General features: G+C 45.3%; 30 protein-coding genes. 29 read left to right on the top strand and 1 reads right to left on the bottom strand.

Annotation, left to right across the window (positions count from 1 at the left end; all coding sequences use genetic code 11):
• Positions 1 to 59 precede the first annotated feature (59 nt).
• The 29 genes from rpsJ to JAO78_RS15660 all read left to right on the top strand — a co-directional run bounded on the left by rpsJ (position 60) and on the right by JAO78_RS15660 (position 15,183).
• Entirely contained in the window at positions 60 to 371 is a 312-nt protein-coding gene (gene rpsJ / locus JAO78_RS15800) for a 30S ribosomal protein S10 (protein WP_008899121.1), read from the top strand.
• Positions 372 to 400: 29 nt separating this feature from the next.
• Positions 401 to 1,039: a 50S ribosomal protein L3 gene (gene rplC, locus JAO78_RS15795; RefSeq protein ID WP_226752332.1), complete on the top strand. Its 639-nt coding sequence runs from the start codon at positions 401 to 403 to the stop codon at positions 1,037 to 1,039.
• Positions 1,040 to 1,056: 17 nt separating this feature from the next.
• Entirely contained in the window at positions 1,057 to 1,662 is a 606-nt protein-coding gene (gene rplD, locus JAO78_RS15790; RefSeq protein WP_226752331.1) for a 50S ribosomal protein L4, read from the top strand.
• On the top strand, positions 1,659 to 1,961 hold the full coding sequence (gene rplW, locus JAO78_RS15785) for a 50S ribosomal protein L23 (RefSeq protein WP_226752330.1): 303 nt from the start codon (positions 1,659 to 1,661) through the stop codon (positions 1,959 to 1,961). Before rplD ends, rplW begins: the two co-directional genes overlap by 4 nt.
• A gap of 16 nt (positions 1,962 to 1,977) precedes the next feature.
• Positions 1,978 to 2,802, top strand: a complete 825-nt coding sequence (gene rplB, locus JAO78_RS15780; protein ID WP_226752329.1) for a 50S ribosomal protein L2 — start codon at positions 1,978 to 1,980, stop codon at positions 2,800 to 2,802.
• A gap of 16 nt (positions 2,803 to 2,818) precedes the next feature.
• Positions 2,819 to 3,097, top strand: a complete 279-nt coding sequence (gene rpsS / locus JAO78_RS15775; RefSeq protein ID WP_008950795.1) for a 30S ribosomal protein S19 — start codon at positions 2,819 to 2,821, stop codon at positions 3,095 to 3,097.
• 10 nt (positions 3,098 to 3,107) lie between these two features.
• Entirely contained in the window at positions 3,108 to 3,440 is a 333-nt protein-coding gene (gene rplV, locus JAO78_RS15770) for a 50S ribosomal protein L22 (RefSeq protein ID WP_226752328.1), read from the top strand.
• Between the two features lie 9 nt (positions 3,441 to 3,449).
• Positions 3,450 to 4,163, top strand: a complete 714-nt coding sequence (gene rpsC / locus JAO78_RS15765; RefSeq protein WP_189434397.1) for a 30S ribosomal protein S3 — start codon at positions 3,450 to 3,452, stop codon at positions 4,161 to 4,163.
• A 12-nt stretch (positions 4,164 to 4,175) separates the two neighbouring features.
• The gene (gene rplP, locus JAO78_RS15760; RefSeq protein ID WP_226752327.1) at positions 4,176 to 4,589 is read left to right on the top strand and encodes a 50S ribosomal protein L16; all 414 of its coding nucleotides are present in this window, start codon (positions 4,176 to 4,178) and stop codon (positions 4,587 to 4,589) included.
• Entirely contained in the window at positions 4,589 to 4,780 is a 192-nt protein-coding gene (rpmC, locus tag JAO78_RS15755; protein WP_226752326.1) for a 50S ribosomal protein L29, read from the top strand. Before rplP ends, rpmC begins: the two co-directional genes overlap by 1 nt.
• The gene (gene rpsQ / locus JAO78_RS15750; RefSeq protein WP_226752325.1) at positions 4,780 to 5,034 is read left to right on the top strand and encodes a 30S ribosomal protein S17; all 255 of its coding nucleotides are present in this window, start codon (positions 4,780 to 4,782) and stop codon (positions 5,032 to 5,034) included. Before rpmC ends, rpsQ begins: the two co-directional genes overlap by 1 nt.
• Before the next feature lie 229 nt (positions 5,035 to 5,263).
• Positions 5,264 to 5,632 (top strand): 50S ribosomal protein L14, encoded by a 369-nt coding sequence (gene rplN, locus JAO78_RS15745; RefSeq protein WP_189434388.1) that lies wholly within the window; start codon positions 5,264 to 5,266, stop codon positions 5,630 to 5,632.
• A 9-nt stretch (positions 5,633 to 5,641) separates the two neighbouring features.
• On the top strand, positions 5,642 to 5,956 hold the full coding sequence (gene rplX / locus JAO78_RS15740) for a 50S ribosomal protein L24 (RefSeq protein ID WP_226752324.1): 315 nt from the start codon (positions 5,642 to 5,644) through the stop codon (positions 5,954 to 5,956).
• An 18-nt stretch (positions 5,957 to 5,974) separates the two neighbouring features.
• Positions 5,975 to 6,514: a 50S ribosomal protein L5 gene (rplE, locus tag JAO78_RS15735; protein ID WP_226752323.1), complete on the top strand. Its 540-nt coding sequence runs from the start codon at positions 5,975 to 5,977 to the stop codon at positions 6,512 to 6,514.
• 11 nt (positions 6,515 to 6,525) lie between these two features.
• Positions 6,526 to 6,831: a 30S ribosomal protein S14 gene (rpsN, locus tag JAO78_RS15730; RefSeq protein WP_226752322.1), complete on the top strand. Its 306-nt coding sequence runs from the start codon at positions 6,526 to 6,528 to the stop codon at positions 6,829 to 6,831.
• 21 nt (positions 6,832 to 6,852) lie between these two features.
• A complete protein-coding gene (gene rpsH, locus JAO78_RS15725) occupies positions 6,853 to 7,245 on the top strand; it encodes a 30S ribosomal protein S8 (RefSeq protein ID WP_226752321.1) in 393 nt (130 codons plus the stop codon).
• Between the two features lie 15 nt (positions 7,246 to 7,260).
• A complete protein-coding gene (gene rplF / locus JAO78_RS15720) occupies positions 7,261 to 7,794 on the top strand; it encodes a 50S ribosomal protein L6 (RefSeq protein WP_226752320.1) in 534 nt (177 codons plus the stop codon).
• A 9-nt stretch (positions 7,795 to 7,803) separates the two neighbouring features.
• Positions 7,804 to 8,154 (top strand): 50S ribosomal protein L18, encoded by a 351-nt coding sequence (rplR, locus tag JAO78_RS15715; protein WP_226752319.1) that lies wholly within the window; start codon positions 7,804 to 7,806, stop codon positions 8,152 to 8,154.
• A gap of 9 nt (positions 8,155 to 8,163) precedes the next feature.
• A complete protein-coding gene (gene rpsE / locus JAO78_RS15710; RefSeq protein WP_226752318.1) occupies positions 8,164 to 8,667 on the top strand; it encodes a 30S ribosomal protein S5 in 504 nt (167 codons plus the stop codon).
• A gap of 6 nt (positions 8,668 to 8,673) precedes the next feature.
• A complete protein-coding gene (rpmD, locus tag JAO78_RS15705; protein WP_226752317.1) occupies positions 8,674 to 8,856 on the top strand; it encodes a 50S ribosomal protein L30 in 183 nt (60 codons plus the stop codon).
• Between the two features lie 3 nt (positions 8,857 to 8,859).
• Positions 8,860 to 9,294, top strand: a complete 435-nt coding sequence (rplO, locus tag JAO78_RS15700; RefSeq protein WP_226752316.1) for a 50S ribosomal protein L15 — start codon at positions 8,860 to 8,862, stop codon at positions 9,292 to 9,294.
• A gap of 15 nt (positions 9,295 to 9,309) precedes the next feature.
• On the top strand, positions 9,310 to 10,638 hold the full coding sequence (gene secY, locus JAO78_RS15695; RefSeq protein WP_226752315.1) for a preprotein translocase subunit SecY: 1,329 nt from the start codon (positions 9,310 to 9,312) through the stop codon (positions 10,636 to 10,638).
• A gap of 21 nt (positions 10,639 to 10,659) precedes the next feature.
• Complete coding sequence (gene rpmJ, locus JAO78_RS15690; RefSeq protein WP_008950799.1) at positions 10,660 to 10,773, top strand: 50S ribosomal protein L36; 114 nt, start codon at positions 10,660 to 10,662, stop codon at positions 10,771 to 10,773.
• A gap of 130 nt (positions 10,774 to 10,903) precedes the next feature.
• Positions 10,904 to 11,260 (top strand): 30S ribosomal protein S13, encoded by a 357-nt coding sequence (gene rpsM, locus JAO78_RS15685; protein WP_226752314.1) that lies wholly within the window; start codon positions 10,904 to 10,906, stop codon positions 11,258 to 11,260.
• A gap of 11 nt (positions 11,261 to 11,271) precedes the next feature.
• A complete protein-coding gene (gene rpsK / locus JAO78_RS15680) occupies positions 11,272 to 11,661 on the top strand; it encodes a 30S ribosomal protein S11 (RefSeq protein WP_040552629.1) in 390 nt (129 codons plus the stop codon).
• A 33-nt stretch (positions 11,662 to 11,694) separates the two neighbouring features.
• A complete protein-coding gene (rpsD, locus tag JAO78_RS15675; RefSeq protein ID WP_226752313.1) occupies positions 11,695 to 12,315 on the top strand; it encodes a 30S ribosomal protein S4 in 621 nt (206 codons plus the stop codon).
• A 23-nt stretch (positions 12,316 to 12,338) separates the two neighbouring features.
• Positions 12,339 to 13,328 carry a DNA-directed RNA polymerase subunit alpha gene (locus JAO78_RS15670; RefSeq protein ID WP_226752312.1) on the top strand — a complete coding sequence of 330 codons (990 nt, stop codon included), beginning with the start codon at positions 12,339 to 12,341 and terminating at the stop codon, positions 13,326 to 13,328.
• 39 nt (positions 13,329 to 13,367) lie between these two features.
• Positions 13,368 to 13,769 carry a 50S ribosomal protein L17 gene (rplQ, locus tag JAO78_RS15665; protein WP_226752311.1) on the top strand — a complete coding sequence of 134 codons (402 nt, stop codon included), beginning with the start codon at positions 13,368 to 13,370 and terminating at the stop codon, positions 13,767 to 13,769.
• A 178-nt stretch (positions 13,770 to 13,947) separates the two neighbouring features.
• Positions 13,948 to 15,183: a serine hydrolase gene (locus JAO78_RS15660; RefSeq protein WP_226752310.1), complete on the top strand. Its 1,236-nt coding sequence runs from the start codon at positions 13,948 to 13,950 to the stop codon at positions 15,181 to 15,183.
• A gap of 44 nt (positions 15,184 to 15,227) precedes the next feature.
• Here JAO78_RS15660 and JAO78_RS15655 read toward each other — a convergent pair.
• A partial coding sequence (locus JAO78_RS15655; RefSeq protein ID WP_226752309.1) for a hypothetical protein occupies positions 15,228 to 15,411 on the bottom strand: 184 nt, incomplete at its 5' end.

Below are 15,411 nucleotides of genomic sequence, written 5' to 3'. Positions count from 1 at the left end.
CATTATGGGCATTTGTTTATGTTTATTTTTGCTCTTTTTGCTCTTTGAGGCTTTGATACATGAGTAATCAAAGGATTCGCATCCGTCTGAAAGCGTTCGATCACCGTTTGATCGATCAGTCAACTATGGAAATCGTTGACACAGCAAAACGTACCGGCGCACAGGTTCGTGGTCCAATTCCACTACCAACTCGTCAGGAACGTTTCACTGTTCTGATTTCTCCTCACGTCAATAAAGATGCGCGTGACCAGTACGAAATCCGTACGCACAAGCGTTTAATCGACATCGTGGAACCAACTGAAAAAACAGTTGATGCGCTGATGCGTTTAGATCTGCCTGCTGGCGTTGACGTTCAAATCAGCCTGGGCTAATCAGACAGGTTTTTAGAGAGGTTTAGGAAATGGCTATCGGTCTAATCGGTCGTAAAGTGGGCATGACACGCATCTTCACTGAAGATGGTGTATCAATCCCAGTAACCGTAATCGAAGCAACACCAAACCGCGTTACTGCTGTTAAAACGCAAGACGTTGAAGGCTATAGCGCGTTGCAAGTGACTACTGGTACTGTTAAGGCAAGCCGCCTGAGCAAGCCAGAAGCAGGTCATTTTGCAAAAGTGGGTGTAGAAGCGGGTCGTGGTCTGTGGGAATTCCGCCTACAAGACAACGAAGGCGCCGACATCACTGTTGGTAGCGAGATTACTGTTGATATTTTCGCAGATACAAAGAAAGTTGATGTCGCTGGCACATCAAAAGGTAAGGGTTTCCAAGGTGCTGTTAAGCGCTGGAATTTCCGTACTCAGGATGCTACTCACGGTAACTCTTTATCACACCGTGCACCGGGTTCAATTGGTCAAAACCAATCACCAGGTAAAGTATTCAAAGGTAAGAAAATGGCTGGCCACATGGGCGCTGAACGGGTAACTGTACAGTCTCTTGAAGTGGTTCGTGTTGATGCGGAACGTAACATTCTGTTAGTAAAAGGCGCAGTGCCTGGTGCTATCGGCGGTGACGTTATCGTTAAACCAGCTGTTAAAAGCTAACGTCTAGGAGATAAGTGATGGAATTAGCATTACGAGACGCTCAAGGCGCTCTTGAAGTTTCCGAAGCTACCTTTGGACGTGAGTTTAACGAAGCTCTGGTACATCAGGTAGTAGTTGCTTTTGCAGCTGGTGCCCGTCAGGGTACTCGTGCTCAATTGACACGTTCAGAAGTACGTGGTGGCGGCAAGAAGCCATGGCGTCAAAAAGGTACTGGCCGCGCGCGTGCTGGTACAATCCGCAGTCCAATTTGGCGTGGCGGTGGTGTGACTTTTGCGGCTAAGCCACAAGATCACAGCCAAAAAGTTAACCGTAAAATGTATCGCGGTGCAATTCAAAGCATTCTGTCTGAATTAGTTCGTCAGGAGCGCTTAATTGTTGTTGAGAGTTTTGGCGTTGATTCACCAAAGACAAAAGACTTGACTGCAAAGCTGAAAGCGATGGATTTAAAAGACGTTCTGATCGTAACTAACGAAGTAGACGAGAACTTGTTCTTATCTGCACGCAACTTATACAAAGTTGACGTTCGTGACGTACACGGTATCGACCCAGTCAGCTTAATCGCATTCGACAAAGTGTTAATGACTGCTGCTGCAGTTAAACAACTTGAGGAGCTTTTAGCATGATCCGCGAAGAACGTTTACTAAAAGTGATTCTGGCTCCGCACGTTTCTGAAAAGAGTACTACTGCGGCAGAAAAACACAACACTATCGTTTTTAAAGTAGCCACTACTTCTACAAAAGCTGATATTAAAGCTGCTGTAGAAAAACTGTTTGAAACAGAAGTAGTAGGTGTTCGTACTGTTAACGTTAAGGGTAAGGCCAAGCGCACTGGTGCGCGTATGGGCAAACGTAGCGATTGGAAAAAAGCTTACGTTACTCTTAAAGAAGGCAGCGAAATCGATTTTGTTGGCGGCGCTGAGTAAGAAGAGGAGTTAGGAAATGGCACTTGTAAAGTGTAAACCTACGTCACCAGGTCGTCGCCACGTTTTAAAAGTGGTTAACCCTGACCTGCACAAAGGCAAGCCTTACGCGCCTTTGTTAGAGAAGAAAGTTAAGACGGGTGGTCGTAACAGCAACGGTCGTATCACTACTCGCCATATCGGTGGTGGTCATAAGCAACACTATCGTGTTGTTGATTTTAAACGCATGAAAGACGGTATTCCGGGCAAAGTTGAGCGTTTAGAATACGATCCAAACCGTACTGCAAACATCGCATTAGTGTTGTACGCAGACGGCGAACGTCGTTACATTCTTGCCCCTAAAGGCATGAAAGCGGGTGACGCAGTTATCTCTGGTGTTGATGCACCAATCAAAGCAGGTAACACGCTGCCACTGCGCAACATCCCAGTTGGTCAAGTAGTACACAACATCGAAATGAAACCAGGTAAAGGCGGTCAGCTGGCTCGTTCAGCAGGCGCATTCGTTCAGATCCTGGCTCGTGATGGTGAGTATGTTACCCTGCGTCTGCGTAGCGGCGAAGTACGTAAAGTATTAGCAGATTGTCGCGCGACTATCGGTGAGATCGGTAATGCTGAGCACATGTTACGTCAATACGGTAAAGCTGGTGCAATGCGCTGGCGCGGCATCCGCCCAACCGTACGTGGTGTAGTAATGAACCCAGTCGATCACCCACACGGTGGTGGTGAAGGTAAAACCTCAGGTGGTCGTCATCCAGTGACTCCATGGGGCGTACCGACTAAAGGTTACAAGACTCGTTCAAACAAGCGTACTGATAAACTTATCGTACGTCGTCGTGATAAATAATTTGTGAGGAATTGCCATGCCACGTTCTCTCAAGAAAGGTCCATTTATTGACCTTCACTTGCTGAAGAAGGTAGAGAAAGCGTTGGAAAGCGGAGACAAGAAGCCTATAAAGACTTGGAGCCGTCGTTCAATGATCATACCTGATATGATCGGTTTGACCATCGCTGTCCATAATGGTCGTCAACATGTACCAGTATTTGTCTCAGAAGAGATGATCGGTCACAAGTTAGGTGAATTTGCACCTACTCGTACCTATCGTGGTCATGCAGCCGACAAAAAGGCCAAGAAGCGCTAAGGGGTAAATGATGCAAGCATTAGCTAAACACAAATTTGCCCGTTCTTCTGCTCAAAAAACGCGTTTGGTCGCTGACCAAGTACGTGGATTGTCAGTTGAGAAGGCGTTGAATGTACTAACTTACAGCCCGAAGAAAGCTGCTGAGTTAGTCAAAAAGGTACTTTTATCAGCCATTGCCAACGCTGAGCACAATGAAGGCGCGGACATCGATACACTGAAAGTGAAGACCATCTTCGTTGACGAAGGTCCATCTATGAAGCGTATCAAACCACGCGCTAAAGGTCGTGCTGATCGTATCGTCAAGCGTACCAGCCACATCACTGTGGTCGTAGCTGATAACTAGGAGATAGAAATGGGACAGAAAGTACATCCTAATGGTATTCGCCTAGGTATCACTAAGCCATGGAGCTCTACCTGGTTCGCGAATACAAAAGATTTCCCGGATTTCCTGAACGGTGACTATAAAGTTCGTCAGTACCTGACAAAAGAACTGAAAGCAGCCTCAGTAAGCCGGATCGATATTGAACGCCCTGCGAAAAGCATCCGTGTGACTATTCACACTGCGCGTCCAGGCGTGATTATCGGTAAAAAAGGTGAAGACGTTGAGAAGATCCGTAAGCAAGTCGCTGCCATTGCTGGCGTGCCTGCTCAGATCAATATCTCTGAGATCCGTAAGCCAGAGCTAGATGCGAAATTAGTTGCTGATTCTATCAGTAGCCAGTTAGAGCGTCGTGTGATGTTCCGTCGTGCTATGAAGCGTGCGGTACAAAATGCTATGCGTATTGGTGCTAAAGGTATCAAGGTTCAAGTTAGCGGCCGTTTAGGCGGTGCTGAGATTGCTCGTGACGAGTGGTATCGTGAAGGTCGTGTACCTCTGCATACTCTTCGTGCAGACATTGACTACAATACTTCTGAAGCACTGACTACTTACGGTATCATTGGTGTCAAAGTGTGGATTTTCAAAGGCGAGATCCTAGGTGCTCTGCCTCTGCAAAATAACGCCAACAACGCCAACAATAACAACCAGCCTAAAGCGCCGAAAAAACCGGCTCGTAAGGCTAAGTAGGGGTATTGAGCGATGTTGCAACCAAAACGTACAAAATTTCGTAAAGTGCACAAAGGCCGTAACCGTGGTTTATCACAAGTTGGTGATAAAGTAAGTTTCGGTACATACGCACTGAAATCTGTAGAACGTGGTCAAATGACTTCACGTCAAATCGAATCTGCACGTCGTGCTATGACGCGGGCTGTTAAACGTGTTGGTAAAATCTGGATCCGTGTGTTCCCAGATAAGCCAATCACAGCTAAGCCGTTAGAAGTACGTATGGGTAGTGGTAAAGGTGCTGTTGAGTACTGGGTATGTCAGATTAAACCTGGCAAAGTTCTGTATGAAATGGACGGTGTGTCTGAAGAACTAGCGCGTCATGCTTTTGCATTGGCTGCTGCTAAGCTTCCATTCAAGACCACCTTCGTAACGCGGACGGTAATGTGATGAAAGCCAGCGAATTGAAAACAAAAAGTGTTGAAGAGTTAAATGCTGAATTATTAGGTCTGTTACGTGAGCAGTTCAACATGCGCATGCAAGCAGCTACTGGTCAGTTAGCTCAGACACACTTATTGAAGCAGGTGCGTCGTGATATCGCGCGCGTTAAGACTATCTTAACCGAGAAGGCAGGTGCGTAATGACTGAAACTAATACCCGTACACTGCAAGGTAAAGTAATCAGCGACAAGATGGATAAATCTATCACTGTTGCGATTGAACGTCAGGTGAAACACCCAATTTATGGTAAATTCATCAAGCGTACTACCAAACTGCACGTGCATGACGAAACTAATCAGTGTAAAGAAGGCGACGTAGTCACTATCCGTGAATGCCGTCCTTTGTCTAAGACTAAGTCTTGGACCCTGGTAGCTATCGTTGAATCTGCTTCTTAATAATTAAGAAGAAGAATAAAACGGCTCCTGTTGGAGCCGTTTTTGTTTGTAGCAACAGATCGGGTGAGTGGCGGTGCGTGTCTAGGCATACACCGAATTGTTTTTATTTTAAACTACCACTTTGCCATAACTGCTGTTATAATCACGCGCCCTTCCTCTGGGGAGGGGTTTTATTATCGTAAGCAGCGTAACCTGAGAAGGTTACATAGTAGAATAGCGGAGCACTAAGATGATCCAGATGCAATCTATGCTGGAAGTCGCAGACAACAGCGGCGCGCGCAGCGTAATGTGTATTAAGGTCTTAGGTGGTTCGCATCGCCGTTATGCTGCAATTGGTGACATCATCAAAGTTACTGTTAAGGAAGCAATTCCTCGCGGTAAAGTTAAAAAAGGTGATGTTCTGAATGCAGTGGTGGTGCGTACAGCTAAAGGCGTACGTCGTCAGGACGGGTCATTAATCCGTTTTGATCGCAATGCAGCGGTGTTATTAAACACTAAGCTGGAACCGATCGGTACCCGTATTTTCGGGCCTGTTACACGTGAACTTCGTGGCGATAAGTTTATGAAGATCGTGTCTCTGGCACCAGAAGTACTGTAAGGAGTCACCATGGCTAGCAAAATCCGTCGTGATGACGAGGTTATTGTTCTTACTGGTAAGGACAAGGGTAAACAAGGCAAAGTCACTAAAGTATTAGTTGGCGACAACCGTGTTTATGTTTCAGGCGTTAATCTGGTTAAGAAACACCAGAAGCCGGTTCCAGCTGTTAATCAGCCTGGCGGTATCGTCGAGAAAGAAGCCTCGATTCATGTTTCAAACGTAGCGATTGTTAACCCTAAAACGGGTAAAGCAGATCGTGTAGGTTTCCGTTTTGAAGATGGCAAGAAAGTGCGTTTCTTCAAATCGAATAACGAAGTAATTTAATGCTATTGGAGTAATACGATGGCGAAACTGCATGAAATTTATAAAGACACCGTAGTCCCAGAACTGTTCAAACAGTTTGGCTACTCCAGCGTCATGCAAGTCCCTCGGATTGTTAAAATCACACTCAATATGGGTGTGGGTGAAGCCGTAGCTGACAAAAAGATCCTTGATAACGCTGTAGCAGATTTAACTGCTATTGCTGGCCAGAAACCTCTGGTAACTAAGGCTCGTAAGTCAGTCGCTGGTTTCAAAATCCGTGAAGGCTACCCTATTGGCGCGAAAGTAACCCTGCGCGGCGAGCGTATGTGGGATTTCTTAGAACGTTTAGTTTCTATTGCTATCCCCCGTATCCGTGATTTCCGTGGTGTAAACCCGAAATCATTCGACGGTCGTGGTAATTACAGCATGGGTGTTCGTGAGCAAATCATTTTCCCTGAAATCGATTACGATAAAGTTGATGCAATCCGTGGTTTAGATATCACGATTACGACAACTGCTCGTACTGATGACGAAGGACGTGCTTTACTTGCGGCGTTTAACTTCCCGTTCAAGAAATAAGGTGTAGGGTCATGGCAAAACAATCAATGAAAGCACGTGAAGCAAAGCGTGCACAACTGGTAGCCAAATTCGCTGCAAAACGTTTTGAACTTAAAGATCTGATTGCTAACACTTCAACTTCTGATGAAGATCGTTGGGCAGCGGTTCTTAAGTTACAAACGTTACCGCGTGATTCAAGCCCTGCACGTCAACGTAATCGTTGTCGTGTGACAGGTCGTCCACATGGTTATCTGCGTAAGTTCGGTATGAGCCGGATCAAAGTTCGCGAAGCGGCGATGCGCGGTGAAATTCCTGGCCTTCGTAAGGCTAGCTGGTAAGAATCACGGGAGTAACGAGCTATGAGTTTGCAAGATCCAGTAGCGGATATGTTTACTCGCATCCGTAACGGCCAGTCGGCCAATAAAGTTGCGGTTAAAATGCCTTCTTCTAAATTGAAGATTGCAATTGCGAAAGTTTTAAAAGACGAAGGTTACATCGGCGATTTCGCTGTGTCTGGTGATGTAAAACCAGAACTGGAAGTTACTTTAAAGTATTTCCAGGGCAAATCAGTTATTGAGACTATCGATCGTGTTAGTCGTCCAAGTTTGCGTATCTATAAGAAAAGCAACGAATTACCTAAGGTAATGGGCGGTTTAGGTGTGGCCATCGTGTCAACATCTAAAGGACTAATGACTGACCGTGCTGCGCGCAAGGTTGGTATCGGTGGCGAAATCATCGGCTACGTAGCGTAACGGAGGGGTTAATTTATGTCTCGTGTTGCTAAAGCCCCCGTCACTCTACCTGCAGGCGTTACTGTAACGCAAACAGGTCAAGTTGTGGCGCTTAAGGGCAAAAACGGCGAGTTAACACTGAATGTTAACCCTGCGGTTGAAATCGTTGTTGATGGCAATGTACTGCGTACAGTGCCTCGTCAAGGTTTCGAAAACGCTGACGCACAAGCAGGTACTGCTCGCGCATTATTGAACAACATGGTTACTGGTGTAAGCGAAGGCTTCAGCCAGAAACTGGAATTAGTCGGTGTTGGTTACCGTGCAAAAGCTGAAGGTAAGGTTTTAAACCTAAGCCTGGGCTTTTCTCACCCGGTCGTTTTCGAGGTGCCAGCTGGTATCACTATCGAAACACCAACACAAACTGAAGTTTGGGTCAAAGGTGCTGACAAGCAATTAGTTGGACAGGTATCTGCCAACATTCGTGCATACCGTAAACCAGAGCCTTACAAAGGCAAAGGTGTTCGTTATGCGAATGAAAACGTGCGTCGTAAAGAAGCTAAGAAAAAGTAAGGTAGGACGATGGATAAGAAACTTGCTCGTCTGCGTCGTGCCAAACGCACTCGCAGAAACATTATCGAACAAGGTGCGAATCGCCTGGTAGTACACCGTACTCCACGTCACATCTATGCTCAGCTGATTGCGCCAAATGCTGAAGTGATTGCTGCAGCTTCTACTTTAGAAGCTTCAATTAAAGAATCACTTTCGTACTCTGGTAACGTAGATGCTGCCAAAGCTGTAGGTAAAGCGATCGCCGAACGTGCAGTGGCTAAAGGCGTAACTGCATGTGCTTTTGACCGTAGCGGCTTCCAGTATCATGGTCGCGTGCAGGCGTTAGCAGACGCGGCGCGTGAAGCCGGTCTTCAGTTCTAGGAGTAGCTAATGGCTAACGAAGATTCTAAACAACAATCTGATTTACAAGAAAAGCTTGTTGCCGTTAACCGCGTGTCCAAAGTGGTAAAAGGTGGTCGTATTTTCAGCTTTACTGCATTGACAGTAGTTGGCGACGGCAACGGTCGCGTTGGTTTCGGTTATGGTAAAGCACGTGAAGTTCCAGCTGCTATTCAAAAAGCAATGGAAAAGGCACGTCGTAACATGACACAGGTTGAATTAAATGGTAACACTTTGCATCACCCAACACGTGGTGTGCACTCAGGTTCGAATGTTTACATGCAGCCTGCTGCAGAAGGTACTGGTCTAATCGCCGGCGGTGCAATGCGCGCCGTGTTGGAAGTAGCGGGTATCCAAAACATTCTTTCTAAGTGTTATGGTTCAACTAACCCAATTAACGTAGTTCGCGCTACCATTAATGCCCTGTCTTCAGTGAAGTCACCGGCACAAGTGGCAGCAAAACGCGGTTTACGCGTTGACGATATTCTGGGGTAATTTGCCATGACGAAGAAAACAGTTAAAGTCACCCAAACTAAGTCTAGTATCGGTCGTTTACCGAATCACCGGGCTTCTTTAAAGGGTCTTGGTTTACGTCGTATTGGTCACACTGTCGAAGTTGAAGATACACCTTCAGTTCGCGGTATGATCAACGCCGTTTACTACATGGTTAAAGTGGAGGAGTAACAGATGTTATTAAACACTCTATCTCCAGCACCAGGTGCTAAGAAAGATAAACGCCGTGTAGGCCGTGGTATCGGTTCTGGCTTAGGTAAGACTGCTGGCCGTGGCCATAAAGGTCTTAAATCACGTTCTGGCGGCAGTGTTCGTCCAGGCTTCGAAGGCGGTCAAATGCCTTTGAAACAACGTTTACCTAAGTTCGGTTTTACTTCTCAGAAATCTTTGGTTTCTTCTGAAGTCCGTTTACACGAACTAGCTGCTGTTAATGGCGACGTAGTAGATTTAGCTTCTTTAATGGAAGCGAACATCATCTCTCGTACTGTTAAGTTCGCAAAAGTTGTACTGTCTGGTGAGATCACTCGTCCAGTAACAGTAAAAGGCTTACGCGTAACTAAAGGTGCGCGTGCAGCGATCGAAGCCGCCGGTGGTAAAGTCGAAGAATAATAAGGATAGTACGCGATGGCTAAACCAGGTTCGGACTCAAGAGCAGCAAAAGGCGGATTCAGCGAACTGAAATCTCGTCTGTTGTTTGTGCTCTTAGCCATAATCGTTTTTCGGTTAGGCTCATTTGTGCCAATTCCTGGAATTGACGCCACCGTGCTAGCTCAGTTATTCGAGCAACAAAAAGGTACCATCGTTGAAATGTTTAACATGTTCAGCGGTGGTGCTCTTGAGCGTGCGTCTGTATTTGCGCTAGGCATTATGCCTTATATCTCTGCCTCTATCATTGTTCAGTTATTAACGGTAATGCATCCGGCAATGGCTGAATTAAAGAAAGAAGGTGAAGCAGGTAAGCGTAAAATTAATCAGTACACGCGCTACGGTACTTTAGGTTTAGCGATACTACAGTCCATTGGTATAGCCACAGGCCTGCCAAATATGATGCCAGGGTTGGTCATTAACCCAGGCTTTGCATTTTACTTTACCGCGGTGATCAGCTTGGTTACCGGTACCATGTTCTTAATGTGGTTAGGTGAGCAAATTACAGAGCGCGGCATTGGTAATGGTATTTCGTTGCTAATTTTTACCGGTATTGTTGCTGGCTTCCCGTCTGCCATTGGTCAGACGATTGAGCAAGCGCGTCAGGGCGATTTGCACTTTTTACTATTAGTAGCTATTGGCGTGATTGTTGTTGCGATTACCTGGTTTGTGGTGTTCTTTGAACGCGGCCAGCGTCGTATCGTGGTTAACTACGCAAAGCGTCAGCAGGGCCGTCAGGTGTTTGCCGCGCAGAGCAGCCATTTACCGTTAAAGGTTAATATGGCCGGTGTTATTCCACCGATATTCGCGTCTAGCATTATTCTGTTCCCTGGTACAATTGCCAGTTGGTTCGGTACAGGTGAAGGTATGTTAGCCAATTTCTTACAGGAATTGTCGCTAACATTATCTCCAGGACAACCGCTGTATATGATGTTATACTCGGCGGCTATCATTTTCTTCTGTTTCTTTTATACTGCGTTGGTATTTAACCCACGTGATACAGCAGATAACTTGAAGAAATCTGGTGCTTTTATCCCTGGTATTCGTCCTGGCGAGCAGACATCAAAATACATTGATAAAGTAATGACACGTTTGACCCTAGCCGGCGCGTTGTACATTACCTTTATTTGTTTGGTTCCTGAGTTCATGATGGTAGCATGGAACGTACAGTTCTACTTCGGCGGTACTTCTTTACTGATTATCGTTGTTGTTATCATGGATTTCATGGCACAGGTACAGACACATCTGATGTCACATCAGTATGATTCTGTGCTGAAAAAGGCAAATCTTAAAGGCATAGGCCGTTAAGATAGTTTGCGGAGTTAAGTTATGAAAGTACGAGCTTCCGTTAAGAAGATCTGCCGTAACTGCAAAGTGATCAAACGTAATAACGTAGTTCGCGTAATTTGCAGTGAGCCAAAGCATAAACAGCGCCAAGGCTAATAGCAGAAAAACGATAAGGCGGGCTGAACTTTAAGTTTAGCCCCTTTATTGTTTGCAATATAAGCGCCATTTGAGTATCCTTACGGGCTTTTCAAATTGGCACCTTTTAATTTCAGATAGGAGAACGTTAGTGGCCCGTATCGCTGGCATTAACATCCCCGATAATAAACATGCAGTGATCTCACTGACTTATGTTTATGGTATCGGTAAGACCCGCGCTAAATCAATTTTAGCGGCAGTGGGTATTGAAGAGAATACTAAGATCGCGTCTTTATCAGACTCGCAATTAGATACTCTACGTGACGAAGTTGCAAAGTATACCGTTGAAGGTGACTTGCGTCGTGAAATCACATTAAACATTAAGCGTTTAATGGACCTTGGTTGCTACCGTGGCTTACGTCACCGTCGTAGTCTGCCGGTCCGTGGTCAGCGCACTAAGACTAATGCGCGTACCCGCAAGGGCCCACGTAAAGCGATTAAGAAATAAGGTGATTCAACATGGCTAAAGCACCAGTTCGTACTCGTAAGCGGGTAAAAAAACAAGTTTCAGACGGTATGGCTCATATCCATGCTTCTTTCAACAACACCATCGTGACGATTACTGATCGTCAGGGCAATGCATTGTGTTGGGCAACAGCAGGCGGTTCAGGTTTCCGTGGTTCACGTAAATCTACTCCGTTCGCAGCTCAAGTAGCAGCAGAGCGTGCAGGTACAGCTGCACTGGAATATGGTCTGAAAAACCTTGAAGTGTTTGTGAATGGTCCAGGCCCAGGCCGCGAATCAGCGATTCGTGCTCTGAATGCCGCTGGTTACAAGATCACAAATATCACCGACGTGACGCCTATCCCACATAACGGATGTCGTCCACCTAAAAAACGTCGCGTGTAATTACAGCGCTTCACGGATTATTGGAGAAAGAAGATGGCAAGATATTTGGGTCCAAAGCTCAAACTAAGTCGTCGCGAAGGTACAGATCTGTTCCTGAAGAGCGGCGTAAGAGCAATCGATTCAAAGTGTAACTTAACTACAGCTCCTGGTCAGCACGGCGCACGTCGCGGTCGCTTATCAGACTACGGTTTACAGTTACGCGAGAAGCAAAAAGTACGTCGTATGTATGGCGTGCTTGAGAAGCAGTTCCGTAATTACTACAAAGAAGCTGCTCGTTTGAAAGGTAATACAGGTGAGAACCTGTTAGCGTTGTTAGAGTCACGCTTAGACAACGTAGTTTACCGTATGGGTCTGGCCAGCACACGTGCTGAAGCCCGTCAGCTTGTTAGCCACAAAGCTATTATGATTAATGGCCAAGTGTTAAACATTCCATCATACAAAGTATTACCTGAACAAGTTATCTCTGTTCGTGAAAAAGCTAAAAAGCAAGCCCGTATCGGTGCTGCGCTTGAAGTAGCCGCACAACGTGAGAAACCAACTTGGATCGAAGTTGACAACACGAAACTGGAAGGTGTTTTCAAACGCACTCCTGAGCGTTCAGATTTGTCAGCTGACATCAACGAACAGTTAATCGTCGAGCTTTACTCTAAGTAAAGCTAATTGTTAAGAGAGGATATATGCAGGGTTCTGTCACCGAATTCCTTAAGCCGAGATTAGTTGGTATCGAAAGGATCAACCCAACTCGTGCCAAAGTTACTTTGGAACCATTAGAGCGCGGTTTCGGGCATACCTTGGGCAACGCGTTACGTCGTATTCTGTTATCGTCTATGCCAGGTTGTGCTGTGACTGAAGTAGAAATAGACGGCGTTCTTCATGAGTACAGTGCCAAAGAAGGTGTTCAGGAAGATATCATTGATATTCTCCTAAACCTGAAAGGCCTTGCCGTTCGCCTGGAAGACAAAGATGAAGTCTCCCTGACTTTAACGAAGAAAGGTGCTGGCCCTGTAACTGCTGGAGATATCCAGCGTGGCGACGGTGTGGTTATTGTTAACCCTGAGCACGTTATTTGTAATTTGACTGGCGAGACTGAGTTCAGTATGCGTCTGAAAATTGAACGTGGTCGCGGTTATGTGCCTGCATCAGCTCGTTTGTCCTCAGATGATGACGAACGTCCGATCGGTCGCTTATTACTTGACGCATCTTTCAGCCCAGTTGAGCGTATTGCTTATACTGTTGAAGCAGCACGGGTAGAACAGCGTACTGATTTGGATAAACTGGTTATCGATATGGAAACCAACGGCACTGTTGAGCCAGAGGAAGCCATTCGTCGCGCAGCAACAATTTTAGCTGAACAGCTAGAATTCTTCGTAGAATTGCGTGATAAGAGTGAGCCTGAAAAACGTGAAGAGAAACCGGAGTTTGATCCGATTCTGTTACGTCCAGTCGATGATTTAGAGCTAACAGTTCGTTCTGCAAACTGCCTGAAGGCAGAGCAGATTCAGTACATTGGTGATCTGGTACAGCGTACCGAGGTTGAGCTTCTTAAAACGCCTAACCTGGGTAAGAAGTCTCTTACCGAAATCAAAGACGTGTTGGCATCACGCGGTTTATCCTTAGGCATGCGCCTGGAAAACTGGCCGCCAGCTAGTTTGGTAAATAAAGACTAACCAGATACCAGTTCCTGGTTTAGTGAGAAGGAATAGATCATGCGCCATCGCAAGAGTGGTCGTCAATTAAATCGGAACAGCAGCCACCGTACTGCAATGTTCCGCAACATGGCAAGCTCGTTGGTGAAGCACGAAATCATCAAAACGACTTTGCCAAAAGCTAAAGAGTTACGTCGTGTGATCGAGCCATTGATCACATTGGCAAAGAATGACAGCGTTGCAAACCGTCGTCTGGCTTTTGCCCGTACTCGTGATAAAGAAGTTGTAGGTTTATTGTTCAATGTTTTAGGCCCGCGTTACAACGCGCGTCCAGGTGGTTACACTCGCATCATGAAGTGTGGCTTCCGTACTGGTGACAATGCACCTATGGCTTACATTGAATTAGTTGATCGTCCAGAAACGGACGCAGCAATGCCAGTTGAAGAAACTGCTGCTGAATAATCACTTGTTCTTCTAAAAACCGGGCTTAATGCCCGGTTTTTTTATATCCAAATTTTATTGTTGTATGCTATTTATACAAGTGTTTATTATATATCCTAACTGTTGCATGATGATAAACATTGAAGAATTAAGGTCTGCCGAATTGAAAATTTTCTTTTTTATATTTCTAACTGCTGCAATGATTCCGCACATTGCATTTGCTCGTTCAGATGTTTGCCAGCATTTTACCGCAGCATCGAGTTGTCAACCTTTGTTACCGTTGCTCGAGCAAAACCAACAGAAATTAACATTGCTCGATAGGGTATTTGCTGACAGTCAAACCTATAAACTGCAGATCATTTTCACGCGAATAGAATCACCTATGATTGATGGGGAATTACCCAAGTTACATTATTATCATTATGGGGTTCAGCCTGATCGTTATTTTTATCCTGCGAGTACTGTTAAACTGCCTTTAGTTGCCTTAGCTATGCAATGGTTGAATGAACAAACTGCAGCCGGTATAACCTTAGACACAATAATGTTGACTGACGCGCTACACCCTTCGCAATCTTCAGCTTACACAGATGTAACTAGTGAGTCTGGCTTACCCAGTGTAGGGCACTACATTAAAAAAATCTTACTCGTGAGTGATAATGACAGCAGTAATCGTTTATACGAATTATTGGGCCAGCAGTATATTAACCAACAACTTCAAGCTAAAGGTTTAACATCGACTGTTATTAATCATCGTTTAAGTGTGCCATTTACTGACGATGACAATCGCTTTTTCAATCCAATCCGTTTTATAGATCCTGTTGGTAAAACGTTATTAGCTATACCTCAGCGTCAAGTTGCAGTTTCCTATCGAAACACAGGTCAACCAAAACTCGGCTTAGGCTATTTTCAGCATGGTCAGTTGGTCAACCAGCCTATGGATTTTACATTAAAGAACCGTCAATCCTTATTAGACCTTGATGGTGTAGTAAAGCGTATTGTTATGCCAGAGTTGTTCCCAGAAGAGCAGCGCTTTAATATCACTGAACCGCAGCGTCAATTTATTTTACGTTATATGCGAATGCTGCCTCGGCAAAGTGAATATCCTAAATATTCAGAAGAGCAGTATACTGATACCTATGTGAAGTACTTATTAAAAGGCGATGAACAGCTACGCTTACCCGAGTACATTCACTACCACAATAAAAATGGACAAGCGTATGGCCATGTTATTGATGCTGCGTTTATCAATGATACCAAATATGACGTTTCGTATTTCCTTTCTGCCATTATCTATACCAATGCTAATCAGATCCTAAATGATGATATCTATGAAACCGAAACGCTAGGTCAGCCCTTTTTGCGTGAATTAGGCCATTTATTGTATCAACAAGAGCTAGATGCCCAGCAAGCAACTAATGATACAAATAATAAATAGCCATTACCGAGACTATGTATACCCTCATTTCGGTGTTTAATACCTTAGATCGCCCAATAAACCATCGGATCGTTTAAAAAACACCCGAACGATCCTTTTTTACTAAAAAAGATCTTGAACATGTTTTTCAGATCTCTATAATGCGCATCCACAGACAGGGACAACGGCAACGACATCCGGTCTGTGAAGCGAAAGCTAACTGAGGCAAACGCCTCGCTCTGAATGCAG

It is taken from the genome of Alishewanella maricola (assembly GCF_016343785.1).
Lineage (GTDB): Bacteria > Pseudomonadota > Gammaproteobacteria > Enterobacterales > Alteromonadaceae > Alishewanella > Alishewanella maricola.
This window is presented reverse-complemented; position numbering and strand designations above follow the sequence as displayed.